Here is a 16,476-nt window from a genome sequence, read left to right on the forward strand (position 1 = left end):
GTCGTGTTCAGGGGAGGGCCGTGCCGCCGACGGGTCGGATCGCACGGCCGCGCCACGATTGACATGGCCACGACCTGCGCCATGTACCATTGCACAGGTCACATGTCTCAGGGAAGGCGTCCGGAGGAATTGAGGGCTTCCCGCAGGTGGACAGGGAGGGGCGGCGGGCAGGCGTGCGGCGGCAGGAGGCCGTACGGCGGCGGGGCATACGAAAGCCGCCGCGCCGGACTCGGTCGGCGCGGCGGGGATCGGAAGGGGAGGGAGCGGGGAGGGAAGGGGAGGCGGAGGGTCAGCGGTTGTTGAGCCGCAGGGCCGGTCCGGGCTGTTCGGGCTTGGGCCGGCCGTCCGCCCACAGGGTGCGCACATGCGAGAGGTGGCGGCGCATGCACTCCTCCGCCTCCCGGCCCCGGCCGGCCACCAGCAGATCGAGGAGTTCGACGTGCTCCTCGGCGGAGGCGACCAGACGGCCGGTCTCGTTCAGACTCCCGAGCCCGAACAGCCGGGAGCGCTTGCGCAGATCGGCCACCACGGCCACCAGATGGTGGTTGCCCGCCAGGGACAGCAGCTCCAGATGGAACCGGTGGTCGGCCTCCAGGTACTTCAGGACGTCGTGCTCCCGCGCCGCCGTGACGATCTGCTGCGCCAGCGGACGCAGCGCCTCCAACTGCTCGGTGCTCGCCGAGGCGGCGACGCGGCCCACGGTGGGGACCTCGATCAGGGCGCGGATGTCGGTGAACTCGTCGAGGTCCCGCTCGGTCATCTCCGTGACCCGGAAGCCCTTGTTGCGCACCGCCTCGACCAGGCCCTCCCGGGCCAGGTCCAGCATGGCCTCGCGCACCGGGGTGGCGGAGACGCCGAGCTCGCCCGCGAGGGCGGGGGCCGAGTAGATCACACCAGGGCGCAGCTCACCGGCGATGAGCGCCGCCCGCAGCGCGTCGGCGACCTGGTCGCGCAGATGGGTCTGGACGGAGATCGCCCGCGGTTCGAGATGGGCCATCTGTGCGCTCCTCCGTGTGACCGGTCTGCGGTGCTCAGCCCGATGACCTCCCACTATACAATGTCACGTTGCTCCACGGCCTTCTCCGGGACCACCGGAGCCGGATGCAGCGCCGCCCCCGGAGAAGGCGCTCAGGATCCGTTCGGCGGCGAGAGTGGCCGTCAGACGGCCCTGCCTGACCTGCTGTTCGAGCTCGGGCGCCAGAGAGCGGACGGCCGGGTCGGCGTGCAGCCGACCCAGCAGCTCGTCGTGGACCATGCTCCAGGTCCAGTCGACCTGCTGCGCACGGCGCTTGGCGGTGAGGCGGCCCGCCGAGTCCAGCAGGGCGCGGTGCTGCTCCAGACGTTCCCAGACGGTGTCCAGACCGGTCGACTCGCGGGCGCTGCAACTGAGCACCGGCGGCGTCCAGAAGGTGTCCTTCCCGTGCATCAGCCGCAGCGCACCGGCCAGTTCGCGGCCCGCCGCGCGGGCGTCGCGCTCGTGCGGCCCGTCCGCCTTGTTCACCGCGATCACGTCGGCCAGCTCCAGCACGCCCTTCTTGATGCCCTGCAACTGGTCGCCGGTGCGGGCCAGGGTGAGCAGCAGGAAGGAGTCGACCATGCCCGCGACGGCCGTCTCGGACTGGCCCACCCCGACCGTCTCCACCAGCACCACGTCGTAGCCCGCGGCCTCCATGACCACGATCGACTCGCGGGTCGCCTTGGCCACCCCGCCGAGGGTGCCCGCGCTGGGGGAGGGCCGGACGAACGCCGCCGGGTCGACGGCCAGCCGCTCCATACGGGTCTTGTCGCCGAGGATGGAACCGCCGGTCCGGGTGGAGGACGGGTCGACGGCGAGCACCGCCACCCGGTGGCCCTGCCCGGTCAGCATGGTGCCGAAGGCGTCGATGAACGTCGACTTGCCGACGCCCGGCACCCCGCTCACCCCGATCCGCCGGGCCCGGCCGCTGTGCGGCATCAGCTGGGTCAGCAACTCCTGGGCCAGCGCCCGGTGCTGCGGCCGCACCGACTCCACCAGTGTGATCGCGCGGGCCACCAGCGCCCGCTTGCCGTCCAGGACGCCCTTGACGTACGTGTCCAGATCGATGGCCATCAGCTCACCGGCTCACAGCTCGTCGTGGCCGAGATCCGCCGCCAGCCGCGTCACCAGGTCGCGGGCCGCGTCGGGGATCACCGTGCCGGGCGGGAAGACGGCCGTCGCGCCCATCTCCAGGAGCGTCGGTACGTCCTGCGGCGGGATCACCCCGCCCACCACGATCATGATGTCGCCGCGGCCCTCCTCGGCGAGCGCCTCGCGCAGCGCGGGCACCAGCGTCAGATGCCCGGCGGCCAGCGACGACACCCCGACGATGTGCACGTCCGCCTCGACGGCCTGCCGGGCGACCTCCGCCGGGGTCTGGAACAGCGGGCCGACGTCCACGTCGAAGCCCAGGTCGGCGAAGGCCGTGGCGATCACCTTCTGGCCGCGGTCGTGGCCGTCCTGGCCCATCTTGGCGACCAGGATGCGCGGCCGGCGGCCCTCGGCCTCCGCGAAGTCGTCCACCACCGCGCGGGTGCGGTCCACGTCCGGCGACTGGCCTGCCTCGTTGCGGTACACACCGGAGATGGTACGGATCTGGCCCGCGTGCCGCCCGTACACCTTCTCCAGGGCGTCGCTGATCTCCCCGACGGTCGCCTTGGCACGGGCCGCCCGCACCGCCAGCTCCAGCAGGTTGCCCTCGCCGCCGGCCGCCCGGGTCAGGGCGTCCAGCGCGTCCCGGCACGCCGTCTCGTCCCGCTCCTCACGCAGCCGCCGCAGCTTGGCGATCTGCTGGGTGCGCACCGAGGAGTTGTCGACCTTGAGCACCTCGATCTGCTCGTCGCTGTCCACCCGGTACTTGTTCACCCCGATCACCGGCTGCCGCCCTGAGTCGATGCGCGCCTGGGTGCGGGCCGCCGCCTCTTCCACGCGCAGCTTGGGGATGCCCGCGTCGATGGCCTGCGCCATGCCGCCCGCCTGCTCCACCTCCTGGATGTGCTGCCACGCGCGGCGGGCCAGGTCGTACGTCAGCCGCTCCACGTACGCGCTGCCGCCCCACGGGTCGATCACCCGGGTGGTGCCGGACTCCTGCTGGATCAGCAGCTGGGTGTTGCGGGCGATGCGCGCGGAGAAGTCGGTGGGCAGCGCCAGCGCCTCGTCCAGGGCGTTGGTGTGCAGCGACTGGGTGTGCCCCTGGGTGGCCGCCATCGCCTCCACACAGGTGCGCGTGACGTTGTTGAACACGTCCTGCGCGGTCAGCGACCAGCCGGAGGTCTGCGAATGGGTGCGCAGGGACAGCGACTTGGCGTTCTTCGGGTCGAACTGCCTGACCAGCTTGGCCCACAGCAGCCGGGCCGCGCGCAACTTGGCGATCTCCATGAAGAAGTTCATGCCGATCGCCCAGAAGAACGACAGCCTGGGCGCGAAGGCGTCCACGTCCAGGCCCGCGTCCCGGCCCGCCCGGATGTACTCCACGCCGTCCGCCAGCGTGTACGCCAGCTCCAGGTCGGCCGTCGCGCCCGCCTCCTGGATGTGGTACCCGGAGATCGAGATGGAGTTGTAGCGGGGCATCCGCTGCGAGGTGAAGGCGAAGATGTCGGAGATGATCCGCATCGACGGCTTCGGCGGATAGATGTAGGTGTTGCGGACCATGAACTCCTTGAGGATGTCGTTCTGGATGGTCCCGGCCAGCTTCTCCGCGGGGACGCCCTGCTCCTCCGCGGCCACGATGTACAGCGCCAGCACCGGCAGCACCGCGCCGTTCATCGTCATCGACACCGTCATCCGGTCCAGCGGGATGCCGTCGAAGAGCTGCCGCATGTCGTAGATCGAGTCGATCGCCACGCCCGCCATGCCGACGTCACCGGTCACCCGCGGGTGGTCGCTGTCGTAGCCGCGGTGCGTGGGCAGGTCGAAGGCGACCGACAGGCCCTTCTGACCGGCCGCCAGATTGCGCCGGTAGAACGCGTTGGACTCCTCCGCCGTGGAGAAGCCCGCGTACTGGCGGATCGTCCAGGGCTGGTTGACATACATCGTCGGGTACGGGCCGCGCAGATACGGGGCGACGCCCGGGAAGGTGTCCAGGAAGTCCAGGCCCTCCAGGTCCTGCCCGGTGTACAGCGGCTTGACGGTGATGCCCTCGGGCGTCTCCCAGAGCAGGTCGTCGCCGTCGGCGGCCTTCTGCACGGCGGTGCGCCACTCGTCGGCGCCGCCGTCGGGGCGCGGCTCTCCGAGCTCGATCGCCGAGAAGTCGGGGACGGACATCAGGACACTCCCATGCGGTCGAGTGCGGCGGAGAGCACGGCGACGGCGTCGCAGCCGGCGAAGACGTAGGTGTCCACGTCCTCGTACGGTCCGGGGCGGCCGGCGAGGAACACATGCCCGGCGCCCGCCTCCCGCAAGCCCCGGACGACCACGCCGGCCTGCTCCTCGTACAGCGCGTCGCTGGAGCACAGGCACGCCTCGCGCGCGCCGCTCTCCTCGAAGGTGCCCTCGGTGACCGGTTCGATGCCGCCCGCCTGGAACAGGTTGGCGGCGAAGGTGAGCCGGGCGGTGTGCGCGGCGGCCGGGCCGAGTGCCGCCAGATACACGCGGGGCCGGGCCCCGGTCGCGGCGAGGTGGGCGTCGGAGCGGGCCCGCAGCTCCTCGAACGCCTCGTCCCGGCGCACCCGGGGCAGCCCGCCGGACGGCGGTTCGGGCGCCGGTTCGCGCACCACCGGCTTCTCCGCCAGGTGCGGGAACTCGCTGACACCCGTGACCGGTTCGCGGCGCTTGGCGAGCTTCGCGCTGCGTGCGGCCCAGGTCGCCGCCAGCCGCTCGCCGACCAGCCCGGAGCGCAACGCGGGGCCCTGGCCTCCGGCGCGCTCGATCTCCTGGAAGAACTCCCAGCCCGCGTGGGCGAGTTCGTCGGTCAGGCGCTCCACGTACCAGGAGCCGCCCGCCGGGTCGACCACCCGGGACAGCTGCGACTCCTCGACGAGGATGACGGAGGTGTTGCGGGCGATCCGCCGGGCGAACGCGTCGGACAGGCCGAGCGCGTGGTCGAAGGGCAGCACGGTCACCGCGTCCGCGCCGCCCACCCCGGCGGCCAGGGCGGCGACCGTGGTGCGCAGGATGTTCACCCACGGGTCGCGGCGGGTCATCATCACCGAGGAGGTCACCGCGTGCTGGAGCTGGCCGCCCGCGCGGGGCGCCCCGCACACCTCGGCCACCCGCGCCCACAGCCGCCGGGCGGCGCGCAGCTTGGCGATGGTCAGGAACTGGTCGGCGGTCGCGGCGTAGCGGAACTCCAGCTGCGCCAGCGCCTGGGCGGTGTCCAGCCCGGCCCCGGTCAGTTCACGCAGATAGGCGACACCGGTCGCCAGCGAGCAGCCCAGCTCCTGCGCGGCCGAGCCGCCGGCCTCGTGGTACGGCAGCGCGTCCACGGTCAGCGCGCGCAGCCCCGGGTACCGTGCCGCGCACAGCCGGGCCGCCTCCGCCACGGACGCCGTGTCGCGGGGCCGGCCGGTGCGGGCCTCCAGGCCCAGCGGGTCGGCGCCCAGGTTGCCGCGGGCCGCGTCGGCGGCCACCTCGCGCTCGGCGAACAGCCGCAGCAGCTCGCGCGCGGCCGGTTCCGCCGCCTCGCCCGCGTCCAGGACGACCGGGGCCAGGTCGAGGTAGACGCCGTCGAGGACGGTGCCGAGCGCGGGGACGGGGATGCCGCGGTCGCCGACGGCCAGCCACAGCGAGGTGACGCCGTTCTCCAGGTCGTTCAGGACGGGCGCCGCCTCGGCCACCGTGTGCCGCTGGCGCACGTCCCAGCCGCCGACCGTGCTCCCCTCGGCCTTCCCGCCGCGCACGAACGGCGGGAAGCCGGGCAGGCCGGGGTCGGGCGCGTGGTCGCGCGCGGTGTACAGGGGGCGGGCGCGCAACCCGTCCTCCAGCGCGGTGGACAGAGCGCCCTCCGCCTCGTCGTCCGGTACTTCCCGGCCCGACTTGCGCAGCACACCCGCCACCAGGTGGCGCCACTGCTCATGCGTCGCGTCAGGGAAGTCGGCCGCCAGGGAGAGCCCGTCGTCAGGCAGGACCGTCATGGTCGGATGCTAGGGCAGTCCGGTGGAGCGCAGGCAGAGGCCGAGGTTGTGACCTTGTTCTCTCCCGGAGTGTGGCGTAGGCCGCTCGGGTGAAAGCGACGGCGCGCTGCCGCCCGCGTGGGGCGGGTGGCCGTACGGGTCCTTCCGCGCCCGAGCCCGGAAACGGGGCCGCGGGCGGGGCGGGGCGAGGCGAGGCGGGCGCGGGGGCGGGTCGCGCGGGCGGAGGCGGCGCGCTGCCGGGGGCCGGGCCGTGCCGGGAGGACCGCTTGGCGCCCCCGCGGCGGTGCTTCCGGCGCGGCCGGCCGGTGGCCCCGCCCGGTCGTCGAGGCCGCGTCCGGTGCCGGCGAGCGGCTCGCCGGCACGGTGTGCCCCCTTCAGCGGTGACGGGTACGGCCTCATGGTGGTCAGGCCGGTGCGGGGGCCGGGCAGGTGGGCGCCGGGGTCTCGGGGAGGGGGCCGGTGTCCGCGCCGGGCAGCATCACCCGGGCGCTCGCCAGCAGTGCCGCCGTCACCTCGTCGAGGTCGAGGCGGCGTTCCACGGCGCGCAGCCGGGGCAGGCCCGCCCGGGTGCTGGCGCGCGGCGGGGCGAGGAGCTGGCAGCAGTCCTCGTCGGGCAGCACCGAGATCTCCGCGGTGCCGACGCGCACGGCCTCGTCGATGATCTCCTGCTTCTCCCAGCCGATCAGCGGACGCAGCACCGGCAGCGCCGCCGCCTCGTCCACCGCCGCGAGGTTGGCCAGTGTCTGGCTGGCCACCTGCCCCAGGCTGTCGCCGGTCACCAGCGCCTCGGCGCCGGTACGGGCGGCGAGTGCCGAGGCGGTGCGGATCATCAGGCGGCGCTGGGCGACGACCTGGAGCCGCCCGGCGCCCGCCACGGCGAGCTGCTTCTGCGCCTTGCCCAGCGCGATGACGTGCAGCCGTCCGGGCGGCTGGTACCGGTTCAGCTCCCGGGCCAGGGCGTACGCCTTGTACACCGACGCCGGGTTCGTGTACGGGGCGCCGCTGAAGTGCACGAAGTCGCAGTGCAGCCCGCGCCGCATGGCCCGGTGCGCGGCCACCGGAGAGTCGTAGCCCCCGGACAGCAGCGCGAGGGCCCGCCCGCTGGAGCCGACCGGCAGCCCGGTCAGCCCCCGGTGCCGCCGCCAGGACAGGTACGTCTCCTTGCGGTCGATCTCCACGGACAGCGTCACCTCGGGCCGGGTGAGGTCGACGCGCAGCCCGGGTGATCTCCTCCAGGGTGCTGGGCACCCGCAGGGCCGGTTCGACGGAGTTGAAGCCGATCACCCGGCGCGCCCGCTCCACCAGCGCGTCCTGCGGGACCTGCCCGCCGACCACGGTGACGTTCTGCGCGGTCTTGATCCAGGTCGAGCCGCCGATCCCGCGCAGCGCGATCCGCAGGTTGTCGTGCAGCCGCTCGGTGAACCGGTGCCGGTTGCGGCCCTTGAGGAAGATCTCGCCGTGCTTGAGCAGGACGCAGGCGCCGTGCGGCGCGGTGCCCGCCCGGGGAGCGGGCACCTGGGGGTTGCCGGACATAGCGGACATGTGAGCCTCTCAGAAGTCCCAGTCGTCGTCGGAGGTGTTCTCCGCCTTGCCCATGACGTACGAGGAGCCGGAGCCGGAGAAGAAGTCGTGGTTCTCGTCCGCGCCGGGCGAGAGCGCCGCCAGGATCTCCGGGTTGACCTCGGTCTCGTCCGCGCCGAAGCGGGCCGGGTAACCGAGGTTCATCAGCGCCTTGTTCGCGTTGTAGCGGACGAAGACGGCCACGTCGTCCATCAGGCCCAGCGGCTCGTACAGCTCGCCCGAGTAGCGCAGCTCCAGCTCGTACAGCTCCTCCAGCAGCGCATGGGTGAAGGCGCGCATCTCCTCCTGACCCGCCGCCGTCAGCCGCTCAAGGCCGCGCTGGAACTTGTAGCCGGAGTAGTAGCCGTGCACCGCCTTGTCGCGCAGGATCAGCCGGATCATGTCGGCGGTGTTGGTGAGCAGCGCGTGCGTGGAGAAGTGCAGCGGCAGATAGAAGCCCGCGTACAGCAGCAGCGACGACAGCAGCGTGGAGGCGACCTTCCGCTTGAGCGGGTCGTCGCCGTAGTAGTGCGCGAGGACGGCCTTGCAGCGCTGCTGGAGGACGTCGTTGGCCACCGCCCAGCGGTAGGCGTCGTCGATCTCCGGGGTGCTGGAGAGGGTGGAGAACACCGAGGAGTAGCTGCGGGCGTGCACGGCCTGCATGAAGGCGATGTTGGTGTACACGGCCTGCTCGTGCTCGGTGCGCGCGTCCTGGATCTGCACGATCTCGCCGACCGTGGCCTGCACGGTGTCGAGCATGGTCAGACCGGTGAACACCCGCATGGTCAGGGTGCGTTCGCCCGCGGTGAGCCGCTGCTGCCAGGCGCCCACGTCGTTGGAGAGCGGCACCTTCTCGGGCAGCCAGAAGTTGGCGGTGAGCCGGTTCCACACCTCCAGGTCCTTCTCGTCGGTGACGCGGTTCCAGTTGACCGGGCGCAGCCGGGCGGCCGGGTCCTGGCGGAAGGCCGGCGGGGTGACCGAGGTCTCGGTCAGCGGGGCGGGGGTGGTGGTCATCGGGGTGCTTTCGTGAACGGGGCGTGCGAGGGGGTCACAGGGTGCAGGACAGGCAGTTCTCGATCTCGGTGCCCTCCAGGGCCTCCTGGCGCAGCCGGATGTAGTAGAGCGTCTTGATGCCCTGGCGCCAGGCGAGGATCTGCGCCTTGTTGAGGTCGCGGGTGGTGGCCGTGTCCCGGAAGAACAGGGTGCAGCTGAGGCCCTGGTCGACATGGCGGGTGGCCGCGGCGTAGGTGGCGATGATCTTCTCGTAGCCGATCTCGTACGCGTCCTGGAAGTACTCCAGGTTGTCGTTGTCCATGTGCGGCGCCGGGTAGTAGACGCGGCCGAGCCTGCCCTCCTTGCGGATCTCCACCTTCGAGGCGATCGGGTGGATGGAGGCGGTCGAGTCGTTGATGTAGCTGATGGACCCGGTCGGCGGCACGGCCTGGAGGTACTGGTTGTAGATGCCGTGCTCCCGCACCGACCGCTTCAGCTCCCGCCAGTCGTCCTGGGTGGGCAGCGCGATCCCCGCGTCGGCGAACAGCTCCCGCACCCGCTCGGTGGCCGGCTCCCACACCCGCTCGGTGTACTTGTCGAAGTACGAGCCATCGGCGTACGCGGACTTCTCGAACCCGTCGAAGGCGGTGCCGCGTTCGATCGCGATCCGGTTCGAGGCGCGCAGCGCGTGGTAGGCGATCGTGCAGAAGTACAGGTCGGTGAAGTCGACGCCCTCCTCGCTGCCGTAGTGGATGCGCTGCGAGGCGAGGTAGCCGTGCAGGTTCATCTGGCCCAGGCCGATGGAGTGCGACAGGTCGTTGCCGTGCGCCACGGACGGCACCGCGTCGATGTGCGACTGGTCGGAGACGGACGTCAGGCCGCGCACCGCCGTCTCCACGCTCGCGCCGAGGTCGGGGGAGGCCATGGCGGCGGCGATGTTCAGCGAGCCCAGGTTGCAGGAGATGTCCCGGCCGACGCTCTCGTAGCCGAGCGAGGCGTCGTACGTGCTCGGCGTGTTCACCTGGAGGATCTCCGAGCACAGGTTGGACATGTTGATCCAGCCCGGGACCGGGTTGGCCCGGTTCACGGTGTCCTCGAACAGCAGGTACGGGTAGCCCGACTCGAACTGCAGCTCCGCGATCGTCTTGAAGAACTCGCGGGCGCTGAGCGTGGTCCTGCGGATGCGCGGGTTGGCGACCAGGTCGTCGTAGTGCTCGCTGACGGAGAGATCGGCCAGCGGCCTGCCGTACTCGCGCTCCACGTCGTAGGGCGAGAACAGGTGCATGTCCTCGTCGCGCTTGGCCAGTTCGAAGGTGATGTCCGGGACGACCACGCCCAGCGACAGCGTCTTGATGCGGATCTTCTCGTCCGCGTTCTCCCGCTTGGTGTCCAGGAACCGCATGATGTCCGGGTGGTGGGCGTGCAGGTACACCGCGCCCGCGCCCTGGCGCGCGCCGAGCTGGTTGGCGTAGGAGAAGGAATCCTCCAGCAGTTTCATCACCGGGACCACCCCGGAGGACTGGTTCTCGATCTTCTTGATCGGGGCGCCCTGTTCGCGCAGGTTGGTCAGCAGCAGCGCCACCCCGCCGCCGCGCTTGGACAGCTGGAGCGCCGAGTTGACGCCCCGGCCGATGGACTCCAGGTTGTCCTCGACGCGCAGCAGGAAGCAGGAGACCAGCTCGCCGCGCTGCGCCTTGCCCGCGTTGAGGAAGGTCGGTGTGGCCGGCTGGAAGCGGCCGGTCATCATCTCGTCCACCAGCCGGGACGCCAGCGCCTCGTCCCCGGCGCCGAGGAAGAGCGCGGTCGCGGCCACCCGGTCCTCGTAGCGCTCCAGGTAGCGGGAGCCGTCGAAGGTCTTGAGCGTGTACGACGTGTAGTACTTGAACGCGCCGAGGAAGGTGCGGAAGCGGTGCTCATGGGCGTACGCCTGCCGGTACAGGCCCTTGACGAACTCCCAGTCGTAGCGCCGGATCGGGGCTTCCTCGTAGTAGTCGTTCTCGATCAGGTGGTCGATCTTCTCCTTGAGGGTGGGGAAGACCACCGTGTTCGGGTTGACGTGCTGGAGGAAGTACTGGCGTACGGCCTCGCGGTCCTTGTCGAACTGGATGCGGCCGTCGCAGTCGTACATGTTCAGCAGGGCGTTGAGCGCGTGGTAGTCCTTGCGCGTACCGACCGACTCGCGCCGGGCGGTGATCACGCCGCCGCCGATGAGTGTCGTGTCCAAAACGTCCTCAGTCCTTTCCTCACGGCACGGACGTCGCGCTCCGTGCCCAGCAGTTCGAATCGGTACAGCTCGGGAACCCCGCACTTCGCCGCGATCACCCGTCCGGCCAGGCAGTAGTCCACGCCGAAGTTGGTGTTGCCGGACGCGATGACCCCGCGCAGCAGCGCGCGGTTGGCCTCGACGTTCAGAAAGCGGATCACCTGCCTGGGGACCGCCCCGGCGCGTTCGCCGCCGCCGTAGGTCGGCGTGATCAGCACATACGGCCCGGTCATCCGCGGCAGGCCGTCGCGGTGCGGATGCAGGGGGATGCGCGTGGCGGGCAGACTCAGCTTCTCCACGAAGCGCTTGGTGTTCTCCGAGACGCTGGAGAAATACACGAGGCCGCTCATCGACCGCCGCTCCTCTCGCTCGTTCCCGTCCCTGTCCGAGGACCGGGGGAGGAGGAGCGTCGCGGCGCGTACGGCGGGGCCGGGCGGCGGCGGAAGAAGGGCACGCCGGACCCGGGTCCGTGCTGCTGCCACGCGGCCCTCCCTCGGGGCCTCGGAGCACGCACGCCGCTCGTCGGCGTACGCACCGGTGGCAGGTCTTCGGACTCGCGGGCGTGTCTCGTGTCGTACGAGACGTCTACTGGCCGTCGCTTCCCAGGCCCGGTCCACCGGGTCCAGTGCGTATGACGGCGGTCGTTCCCGCTCACCGCTGCGGGGCAGTCCCGGATTCCCACCGGGTTCCCTCTTGCCTCGCCCGGCACCGGAGTGCCTGGCGAACCACCAGCACGGCCAACACTACATCTAGAACGCTGCCATGGTGCACAGCCCCAGATGTTGTGTCTTCGAGGAAACTTAGGTATACCTAAGCCCTGTCGCGGTGGCGGTAGCGGCGCACGGCGCGCGGACCCGGAAACGGCACTGGGCGGGAAGCGCCGTACCCGCGCTTCCCGCCCGCCTCCCAGGGCACCCCCGTCACCACCCCTCCTCCGGACCCCTTCCGTCCCCGTTCCGGCGCCTTTCCGGCCCCCTATTCCGGCCCCGCCGTGTCCCCGCGCGCGGACACGGCGGCCGGGGCGCCGGACGGCGCCCCCCGGTGCCCGGCCCCGCCCGCGCCGCGCCGCGAAGAGGGGGCCGATAGGGTGTCCCCGCGCGGCGTGCGGGCCCGTCGCCGGGCAGTGGGAGCAGGTCCGCGGTTCAGATGTCGGAGACGGTCCGGGCGACGGGCCGGACCACGGCGGGCGCGAGGGTCGCCCGGAGCGGACTGCGGGCGGCGGAGGACGGCGGAGCGGTGATGGCGGACGACCGGAACGGGCCACGGGACGGGCACGAGGAGCCGCGGACAGGCGACGCGGCGGGGGAGGACCCGTACGCCTCACTGCTCGACCTGCCGCTCAGCTCCGACCTGAACCGCATCGGCGAGCAACTGCGCGCCCTGGCGCGTGCCCAGAGCACCCTTCAGGAACTCCTCCAGGCGGTCGTCGACATCACCGGGGACCTGGACCTGCCCAGGGTGCTGCGCCGTATCGTGCGCACCGCCATGGACCTGGTCGGCGCGCGCTACGGCGCCATGGGCGTCCTCGACGAGGAGGGGCGGCTGCTGGACGAGTTCATCCCGCTCGGCCTGAGCGCGCAGGAACTCGCGGACCTGAAGGGCGTGGAGCTGCCCAGGGGCCGGGGGCTGCTGGGCCACCTGATCCACCACCCCGAGCCGCTGCGGGTGCGCGACATCTCCCGGCATCCGGAGTCCGCCGGGTTCCCGCCCGGCCACCCGCCGATGAACACCCTGCTCGGCGTGGCCATCAGCGTGCGCGGACGCGTCTACGGCAACCTCTACCTCTCCGAGCGCAAGGACGGCCAGCCCTTCGACCGGCACGACGAGGGCGTCATCCGGGCGCTCGCCGGCACCGCCGGGGTGGCCATCGAGAACGCCCGCCTCTACCACCAGGCCCGCAACAGCGCCGAGCAGTTCCAGCGGCTCCTGCTGCCCCGGCTGCCCGACCTGAGGCCCTTCGCCGCCGGCGCGGCCTACCGCCCGGCCAGCGCACCCGCCGCGGTGGGCGGCGACTGGTACGACGCGATGCGGCTGCCCGACGGCGCCTGCGTGGCCGTCATCGGCGACGTGGTCGGCCACGATCTGCGGGCCGCCGCCGACATGGCGCAGATCCGCAACATGCTGCGGGCGCTCTACTACGACCGGGGCACCCCGCCCAGCACCTCCCTCACCCGGCTCGACCGCATCATCCACTCCCTGGACGAGGCGCCTGTCGCCACCGCGCTGCTGGCCCGCCTCGAACCGGTGGAGGGCGCCTGGCAGTTGCACTGGTCCAGCGCCGGGCACCCGCCGCCGCTCCTGCTGCTGCCCGACGGCCGCGTCCGCTACCTGGACACCGACCCCGGACTGCCCCTCGGCGTGGCGCCCGACCTCGCCCGGCCCGATCACCGCGAGTCCGTCCCCGTGGACAGCACCGTCGTCCTGTACACGGACGGCCTGGTGGAGGTCCCCGGCCGGTCCATCGACGAGGGCCTCGCCGAGCTCGCCGCCACCGCGTCGCGCCACGCCGGACGGCCACCCGAGGAACTGTGCCGGGCGCTGGCCGAGCACCATCCCAGCGACGGCCACGACGACATGGCGGTCCTCGCCCTGCGCACCCCGCCCCTCACCGGCTACGCCCGTACGTAGGCCGCCGCCGGGCGCGGCCCCGCCTCACAGCGCGCGGCGGCGGGCGGCGGCCTCGCGGTCGTAGGCGGTACGGGCCCGGACGGCGGCCTCGCGGCCGGAGACCTCGGCCACCGGCACGTCCCACCAGGCCGCGGCGGGCGGCGCCGCCGTGCCCCCGTCCGAGGTGTCCGGCTCGACGTACACGCACGTGGGACGGTCGGCGGCGCGGGCCGTGCGCAGCGCCGCGCGCAGCTCGCCCGCGGTCCGGGCGCGCAGCACGTCCATGCCGAGGCTGGCGGCGTTGGCGGCGAGGTCGACCGGGAGCGGGGCCCCGGTGAAGGCGCCGTCGGCGTCGCGGTGGCGGTAGGCGGTGCCGAAGCGTTCGGCGCCCACCGCCTCCGACAGACCGCCGATGGAGGCGTACCCGTGGTTCTGCACCAGCAGCAGCTTGACCGGCAGGCCCTCCTGGACGGCGGTGACGATCTCCGTGGGCATCATCAGATAGGTGCCGTCGCCGACCAGCGCCCACACCGGCACACCGGGCGCCGCCTGCTGCACGCCGATCGCGGCCGGGATCTCGTAGCCCATGCAGGAGTAGCCGTACTCCACGTGGTACTGGTGCGGCGAGCGCGCCCGCCACAGCTTGTGCAGGTCGCCGGGGAGCGAACCGGCCGCGTTGACCACCACGTCCTCGTCGCCGACCACCGCGTCCAGGGCGCCCAGCACCTGTGTCTGCGTCGGGACGGCGTCGTCGTCGGCGCGGAAGGCGGCCTCGACCACCCGCTCCCAGCGCCGCTTCCCCTCCCGGTACGCGGCCTCGTGGGCGGCGTCGACGCGGTGCCCGGCCAGCGCGGCGGTGAGCGCGGTGAGCCCGGCCCGCGCGTCGCACACCACGGTGGTGCCCGCCATCTTGTGCGCGTCGGACGCGCTGATGTTGAGGTTGACGAAACGGACCCCGGGATGCCGGAAGAGCGTCCCGGAGGCCGTGGTGAAGTCGGTGTAGCGGGTGCCGACGCCGAGGACCAGGTCGGCGCCGCGCGCCAGGCCGTCGGCGACCTCGGTGCCGGTGTGCCCGACGCCGCCGACGTCCGCCGGATGGTCGTACCGCAGCGACCCCTTGCCCGCCTGGGTGGAGGCGACCGGGATGCCGGTGGCGTCGGCCAGCGCCCGCAGCGCGTCCTCGGCCGCGCTGTGCCGGACCCCGCCGCCCGCGACGATCAGCGGACGGGCCGCCGACCTGACCGCCTCGGCCGCGGCGGCGAGTTCGGCCGGATCGGGGGCGGGCCGCCGGATGCGCCACACCCGCTCCGCCAGGAACTCCTCGGGCCAGTCGTACGCCTCCGCCTGCACGTCCTGCGGCAGCGCGAGGGTGACCGCGCCGGTCTCCGCCGGGTCGGTGAGGACCCGTACGGCGTTCAGCGCGGACGGGACCAGCCCCTCGGGGCGGGTGATCCGGTCGAAGAAGCGGGAGACCGGCCGCAGCGTGTCGTTGACGGACACGTCGGCCGCCGAGGGATGCTCCAGCTGCTGGAGCAGCGGATCGGCCCGGTGCGTGGCGAAGTAGTCGCCGGGCAGCAGCAGCACGGGCAGCCGGTTGACGGTCGCCAGGGCCGCGCCGGTGACCAGGTTGGTGGCGCCCGGCCCGATGGACGTGGTGACCGCCATCGTGGACAGCCGACCGCTGCGGCGGGCGAAGCCGACCGCCGCGTGCACCATCGCCTGCTCGTTGCGGCCCTGGTGGTACGGCATCACGTCCGCGTGCTCGACGAGCGCCTGGCCGATGCCCGCCACGTTGCCGTGGCCGAAGATGCCCCAGGTCCCGGCGATCAACCGCCGCCGCACACCGTCGCGTTCGGTGTACTGGGCGGCCAGGAACCGGATCAGGGCCTGGGCGACGGTCATCCGGCGGGTACCGGGGGAGGGGCCGGATCCGGTACCGGGGCCGGGACCGGTCGCGGGGGTGCGGGTGCTCATCGGGACGGCTCCGGGGCGCGGTAGAAGGGGAGGCGGGGGTCGACGGGCTGCTCGGGCCAGGTGCCGCGGATCCAGGCGTGGTCCGGGTGGTCGCGGATCAGCCATGCGCGGTCGGCCCCCGGGCCCGCCATGACGTTGAGGTAGTACATGTGGTGGCCGGGTACCGCCATCGACGGGCCGTGCCAGCCGTCCGGGATCAGTACCACGTCGCCGTCGCGGACCTCCGCGAGCACGTCCGTGTCCCGGCCCGGCCCGGACGGCGACACCCGCTGGTAGCCGAGCCCCGGCGTGCCGTCGTGGCCGCTGAACTCGAAGTAGTAGATCTCCTCCAGGACCGACTCCTCGCCGGGCCGGTCCTCGTCGTGCTTGTGCGGCGGGAACGACGACCAGTTGCCGCCCGGGGTGAGTACCTCCACGGCGATCAGCCGGTCGCAGCCGAACACGCCCGCCGCCGCGAAGTTGTTGACCTGGCGCGAGCAGGACCCGCTGCCCCGCAGTTCCACCGGCACGCCGGCCGCCGGCCCGTGGCGGGCGGGCAGGCGGCGGGTGCAGCGCGCGCCGGTGAGCGCGAAGCGCCCGCCCCCGCCGGACGAGACGGTCACCCGCGCGTCCCGGGGCACGTACGCGAAGTCGCTCACCCCGGCGAACACGCTCTCCCGTCCGGTGAGCGCGAACGTGCCGTGCCCGAAGTCGTCGGCGCAGCCGACCTCGCAGCCCCCGCCGAGCGGAAGGACGATCCACTCGCTGTCACCGGTGTCGAAGGTGTGCGAGCCGCCCGGCGCCAGCTCCAGGATCCGGAGCGAGGAGTGGCCCCAGCCCGCGGACTCGGGCGTGATCCGCACGGCGTAGGGGCCGTCGGCGGCCCGGCCCGCGGGGAGGTGGAGACGGCGGGGGCCGGGGGCGGCGGGGCCGCCGGGTCCGGGCGCGGCGGCGGGCGTGGACGTCATCGGATGATCTCCCTCCTCGTCTCCCCCGATCACACCCGAACACAC

At 72.8% G+C, this 16,476-nt stretch carries 10 protein-coding genes, 1 pseudogene and 1 riboswitch; of the genes and pseudogenes, 1 reads left to right on the top strand and 10 read right to left on the bottom strand.

The window, feature by feature from the left end; all coding sequences use genetic code 11:
• Nucleotides 1-289: 289 nt before the first annotated feature.
• From A8713_RS27905 to nrdI, 8 genes and pseudogenes are all read right to left on the bottom strand, one after another.
• Nucleotides 290-997 carry a GntR family transcriptional regulator gene (locus A8713_RS27905; protein ID WP_064536440.1) on the bottom strand — a complete coding sequence of 236 codons (708 nt, stop codon included), beginning with the start codon at nucleotides 995-997 and terminating at the stop codon, nucleotides 290-292.
• Between the two features lie 63 nt (nucleotides 998-1,060).
• Nucleotides 1,061-2,089 carry a methylmalonyl Co-A mutase-associated GTPase MeaB gene (gene meaB / locus A8713_RS27910; RefSeq protein ID WP_173860918.1) on the bottom strand — a complete coding sequence of 343 codons (1,029 nt, stop codon included), beginning with the start codon at nucleotides 2,087-2,089 and terminating at the stop codon, nucleotides 1,061-1,063.
• A 12-nt stretch (nucleotides 2,090-2,101) separates the two neighbouring features.
• Nucleotides 2,102-4,279 (bottom strand): methylmalonyl-CoA mutase, encoded by a 2,178-nt coding sequence (scpA, locus tag A8713_RS27915; protein WP_064536442.1) that lies wholly within the window; start codon nucleotides 4,277-4,279, stop codon nucleotides 2,102-2,104.
• Nucleotides 4,279-6,087: a methylmalonyl-CoA mutase family protein gene (locus A8713_RS27920; protein ID WP_064536443.1), complete on the bottom strand. Its 1,809-nt coding sequence runs from the start codon at nucleotides 6,085-6,087 to the stop codon at nucleotides 4,279-4,281. The genes scpA and A8713_RS27920 overlap by 1 nt, the downstream gene beginning before the upstream one ends.
• 404 nt (nucleotides 6,088-6,491) lie before the next feature.
• A pseudogene (locus A8713_RS27925) lies at nucleotides 6,492-7,629 on the bottom strand (tRNA sulfurtransferase).
• A gap of 9 nt (nucleotides 7,630-7,638) precedes the next feature.
• Nucleotides 7,639-8,661, bottom strand: coding sequence for a class 1b ribonucleoside-diphosphate reductase subunit beta (gene nrdF / locus A8713_RS27930; protein WP_079159158.1), 1,023 nt, complete (start codon nucleotides 8,659-8,661; stop codon nucleotides 7,639-7,641).
• Between the two features lie 34 nt (nucleotides 8,662-8,695).
• Nucleotides 8,696-10,864, bottom strand: coding sequence for a class 1b ribonucleoside-diphosphate reductase subunit alpha (nrdE, locus tag A8713_RS27935; protein ID WP_064536444.1), 2,169 nt, complete (start codon nucleotides 10,862-10,864; stop codon nucleotides 8,696-8,698).
• Nucleotides 10,834-11,253, bottom strand: coding sequence for a class Ib ribonucleoside-diphosphate reductase assembly flavoprotein NrdI (gene nrdI / locus A8713_RS27940; protein ID WP_064536445.1), 420 nt, complete (start codon nucleotides 11,251-11,253; stop codon nucleotides 10,834-10,836). The genes nrdE and nrdI overlap by 31 nt, the downstream gene beginning before the upstream one ends.
• 172 nt (nucleotides 11,254-11,425) lie before the next feature.
• A riboswitch (cobalamin riboswitch) is annotated at nucleotides 11,426-11,648 on the bottom strand.
• Nucleotides 11,649-12,142: 494 nt separating this feature from the next.
• Here nrdI and A8713_RS27945 point away from each other — a divergent pair.
• Nucleotides 12,143-13,531, top strand: coding sequence for a PP2C family protein-serine/threonine phosphatase (locus A8713_RS27945; protein WP_064537758.1), 1,389 nt, complete (start codon nucleotides 12,143-12,145; stop codon nucleotides 13,529-13,531).
• Nucleotides 13,532-13,555: 24 nt separating this feature from the next.
• Here the strand turns inward: A8713_RS27945 and iolD are convergent, their stop codons facing one another.
• Entirely contained in the window at nucleotides 13,556-15,484 is a 1,929-nt protein-coding gene (iolD, locus tag A8713_RS27950) for a 3D-(3,5/4)-trihydroxycyclohexane-1,2-dione acylhydrolase (decyclizing) (protein ID WP_443069752.1), read from the bottom strand.
• Nucleotides 15,481-16,431 (bottom strand): 5-deoxy-glucuronate isomerase, encoded by a 951-nt coding sequence (gene iolB / locus A8713_RS27955; protein ID WP_079159159.1) that lies wholly within the window; start codon nucleotides 16,429-16,431, stop codon nucleotides 15,481-15,483. The genes iolD and iolB overlap by 4 nt, the downstream gene beginning before the upstream one ends.
• Between the last annotated feature and the right edge of the window lie 45 nt (nucleotides 16,432-16,476).

Source organism: Streptomyces sp. SAT1, from assembly GCF_001654495.1.
In the GTDB taxonomy this organism is placed as follows: Bacteria; Actinomycetota; Actinomycetes; order Streptomycetales; family Streptomycetaceae; genus Streptomyces; species Streptomyces andamanensis.

Bases quoted from the DNA above. Each gene is read 5' to 3' on its own strand.
- iolD (WP_443069752.1), bottom strand. From the start codon at position 15,484: ATGAGCACCCGCACCCCCGCGACCGGTCCCGGCCCCGGTACCGGATCC.
- iolB (WP_079159159.1), bottom strand. From the start codon at position 16,431: ATGACGTCCACGCCCGCCGCCGCGCCCGGACCCGGCGGCCCCGCCGCC.
- A8713_RS27920 (WP_064536443.1), bottom strand. From the start codon at position 6,087: ATGACGGTCCTGCCTGACGACGGGCTCTCCCTGGCGGCCGACTTCCCT.
- meaB (WP_173860918.1), bottom strand. From the start codon at position 2,089: ATGGCCATCGATCTGGACACGTACGTCAAGGGCGTCCTGGACGGCAAG.
- A8713_RS27905 (WP_064536440.1), bottom strand. From the start codon at position 997: ATGGCCCATCTCGAACCGCGGGCGATCTCCGTCCAGACCCATCTGCGC.
- nrdF (WP_079159158.1), bottom strand. From the start codon at position 8,661: ATGACCACCACCCCCGCCCCGCTGACCGAGACCTCGGTCACCCCGCCG.
- nrdI (WP_064536445.1), bottom strand. From the start codon at position 11,253: ATGAGCGGCCTCGTGTATTTCTCCAGCGTCTCGGAGAACACCAAGCGC.
- scpA (WP_064536442.1), bottom strand. From the start codon at position 4,279: ATGTCCGTCCCCGACTTCTCGGCGATCGAGCTCGGAGAGCCGCGCCCC.
- A8713_RS27945 (WP_064537758.1), top strand. From the start codon at position 12,143: ATGGCGGACGACCGGAACGGGCCACGGGACGGGCACGAGGAGCCGCGG.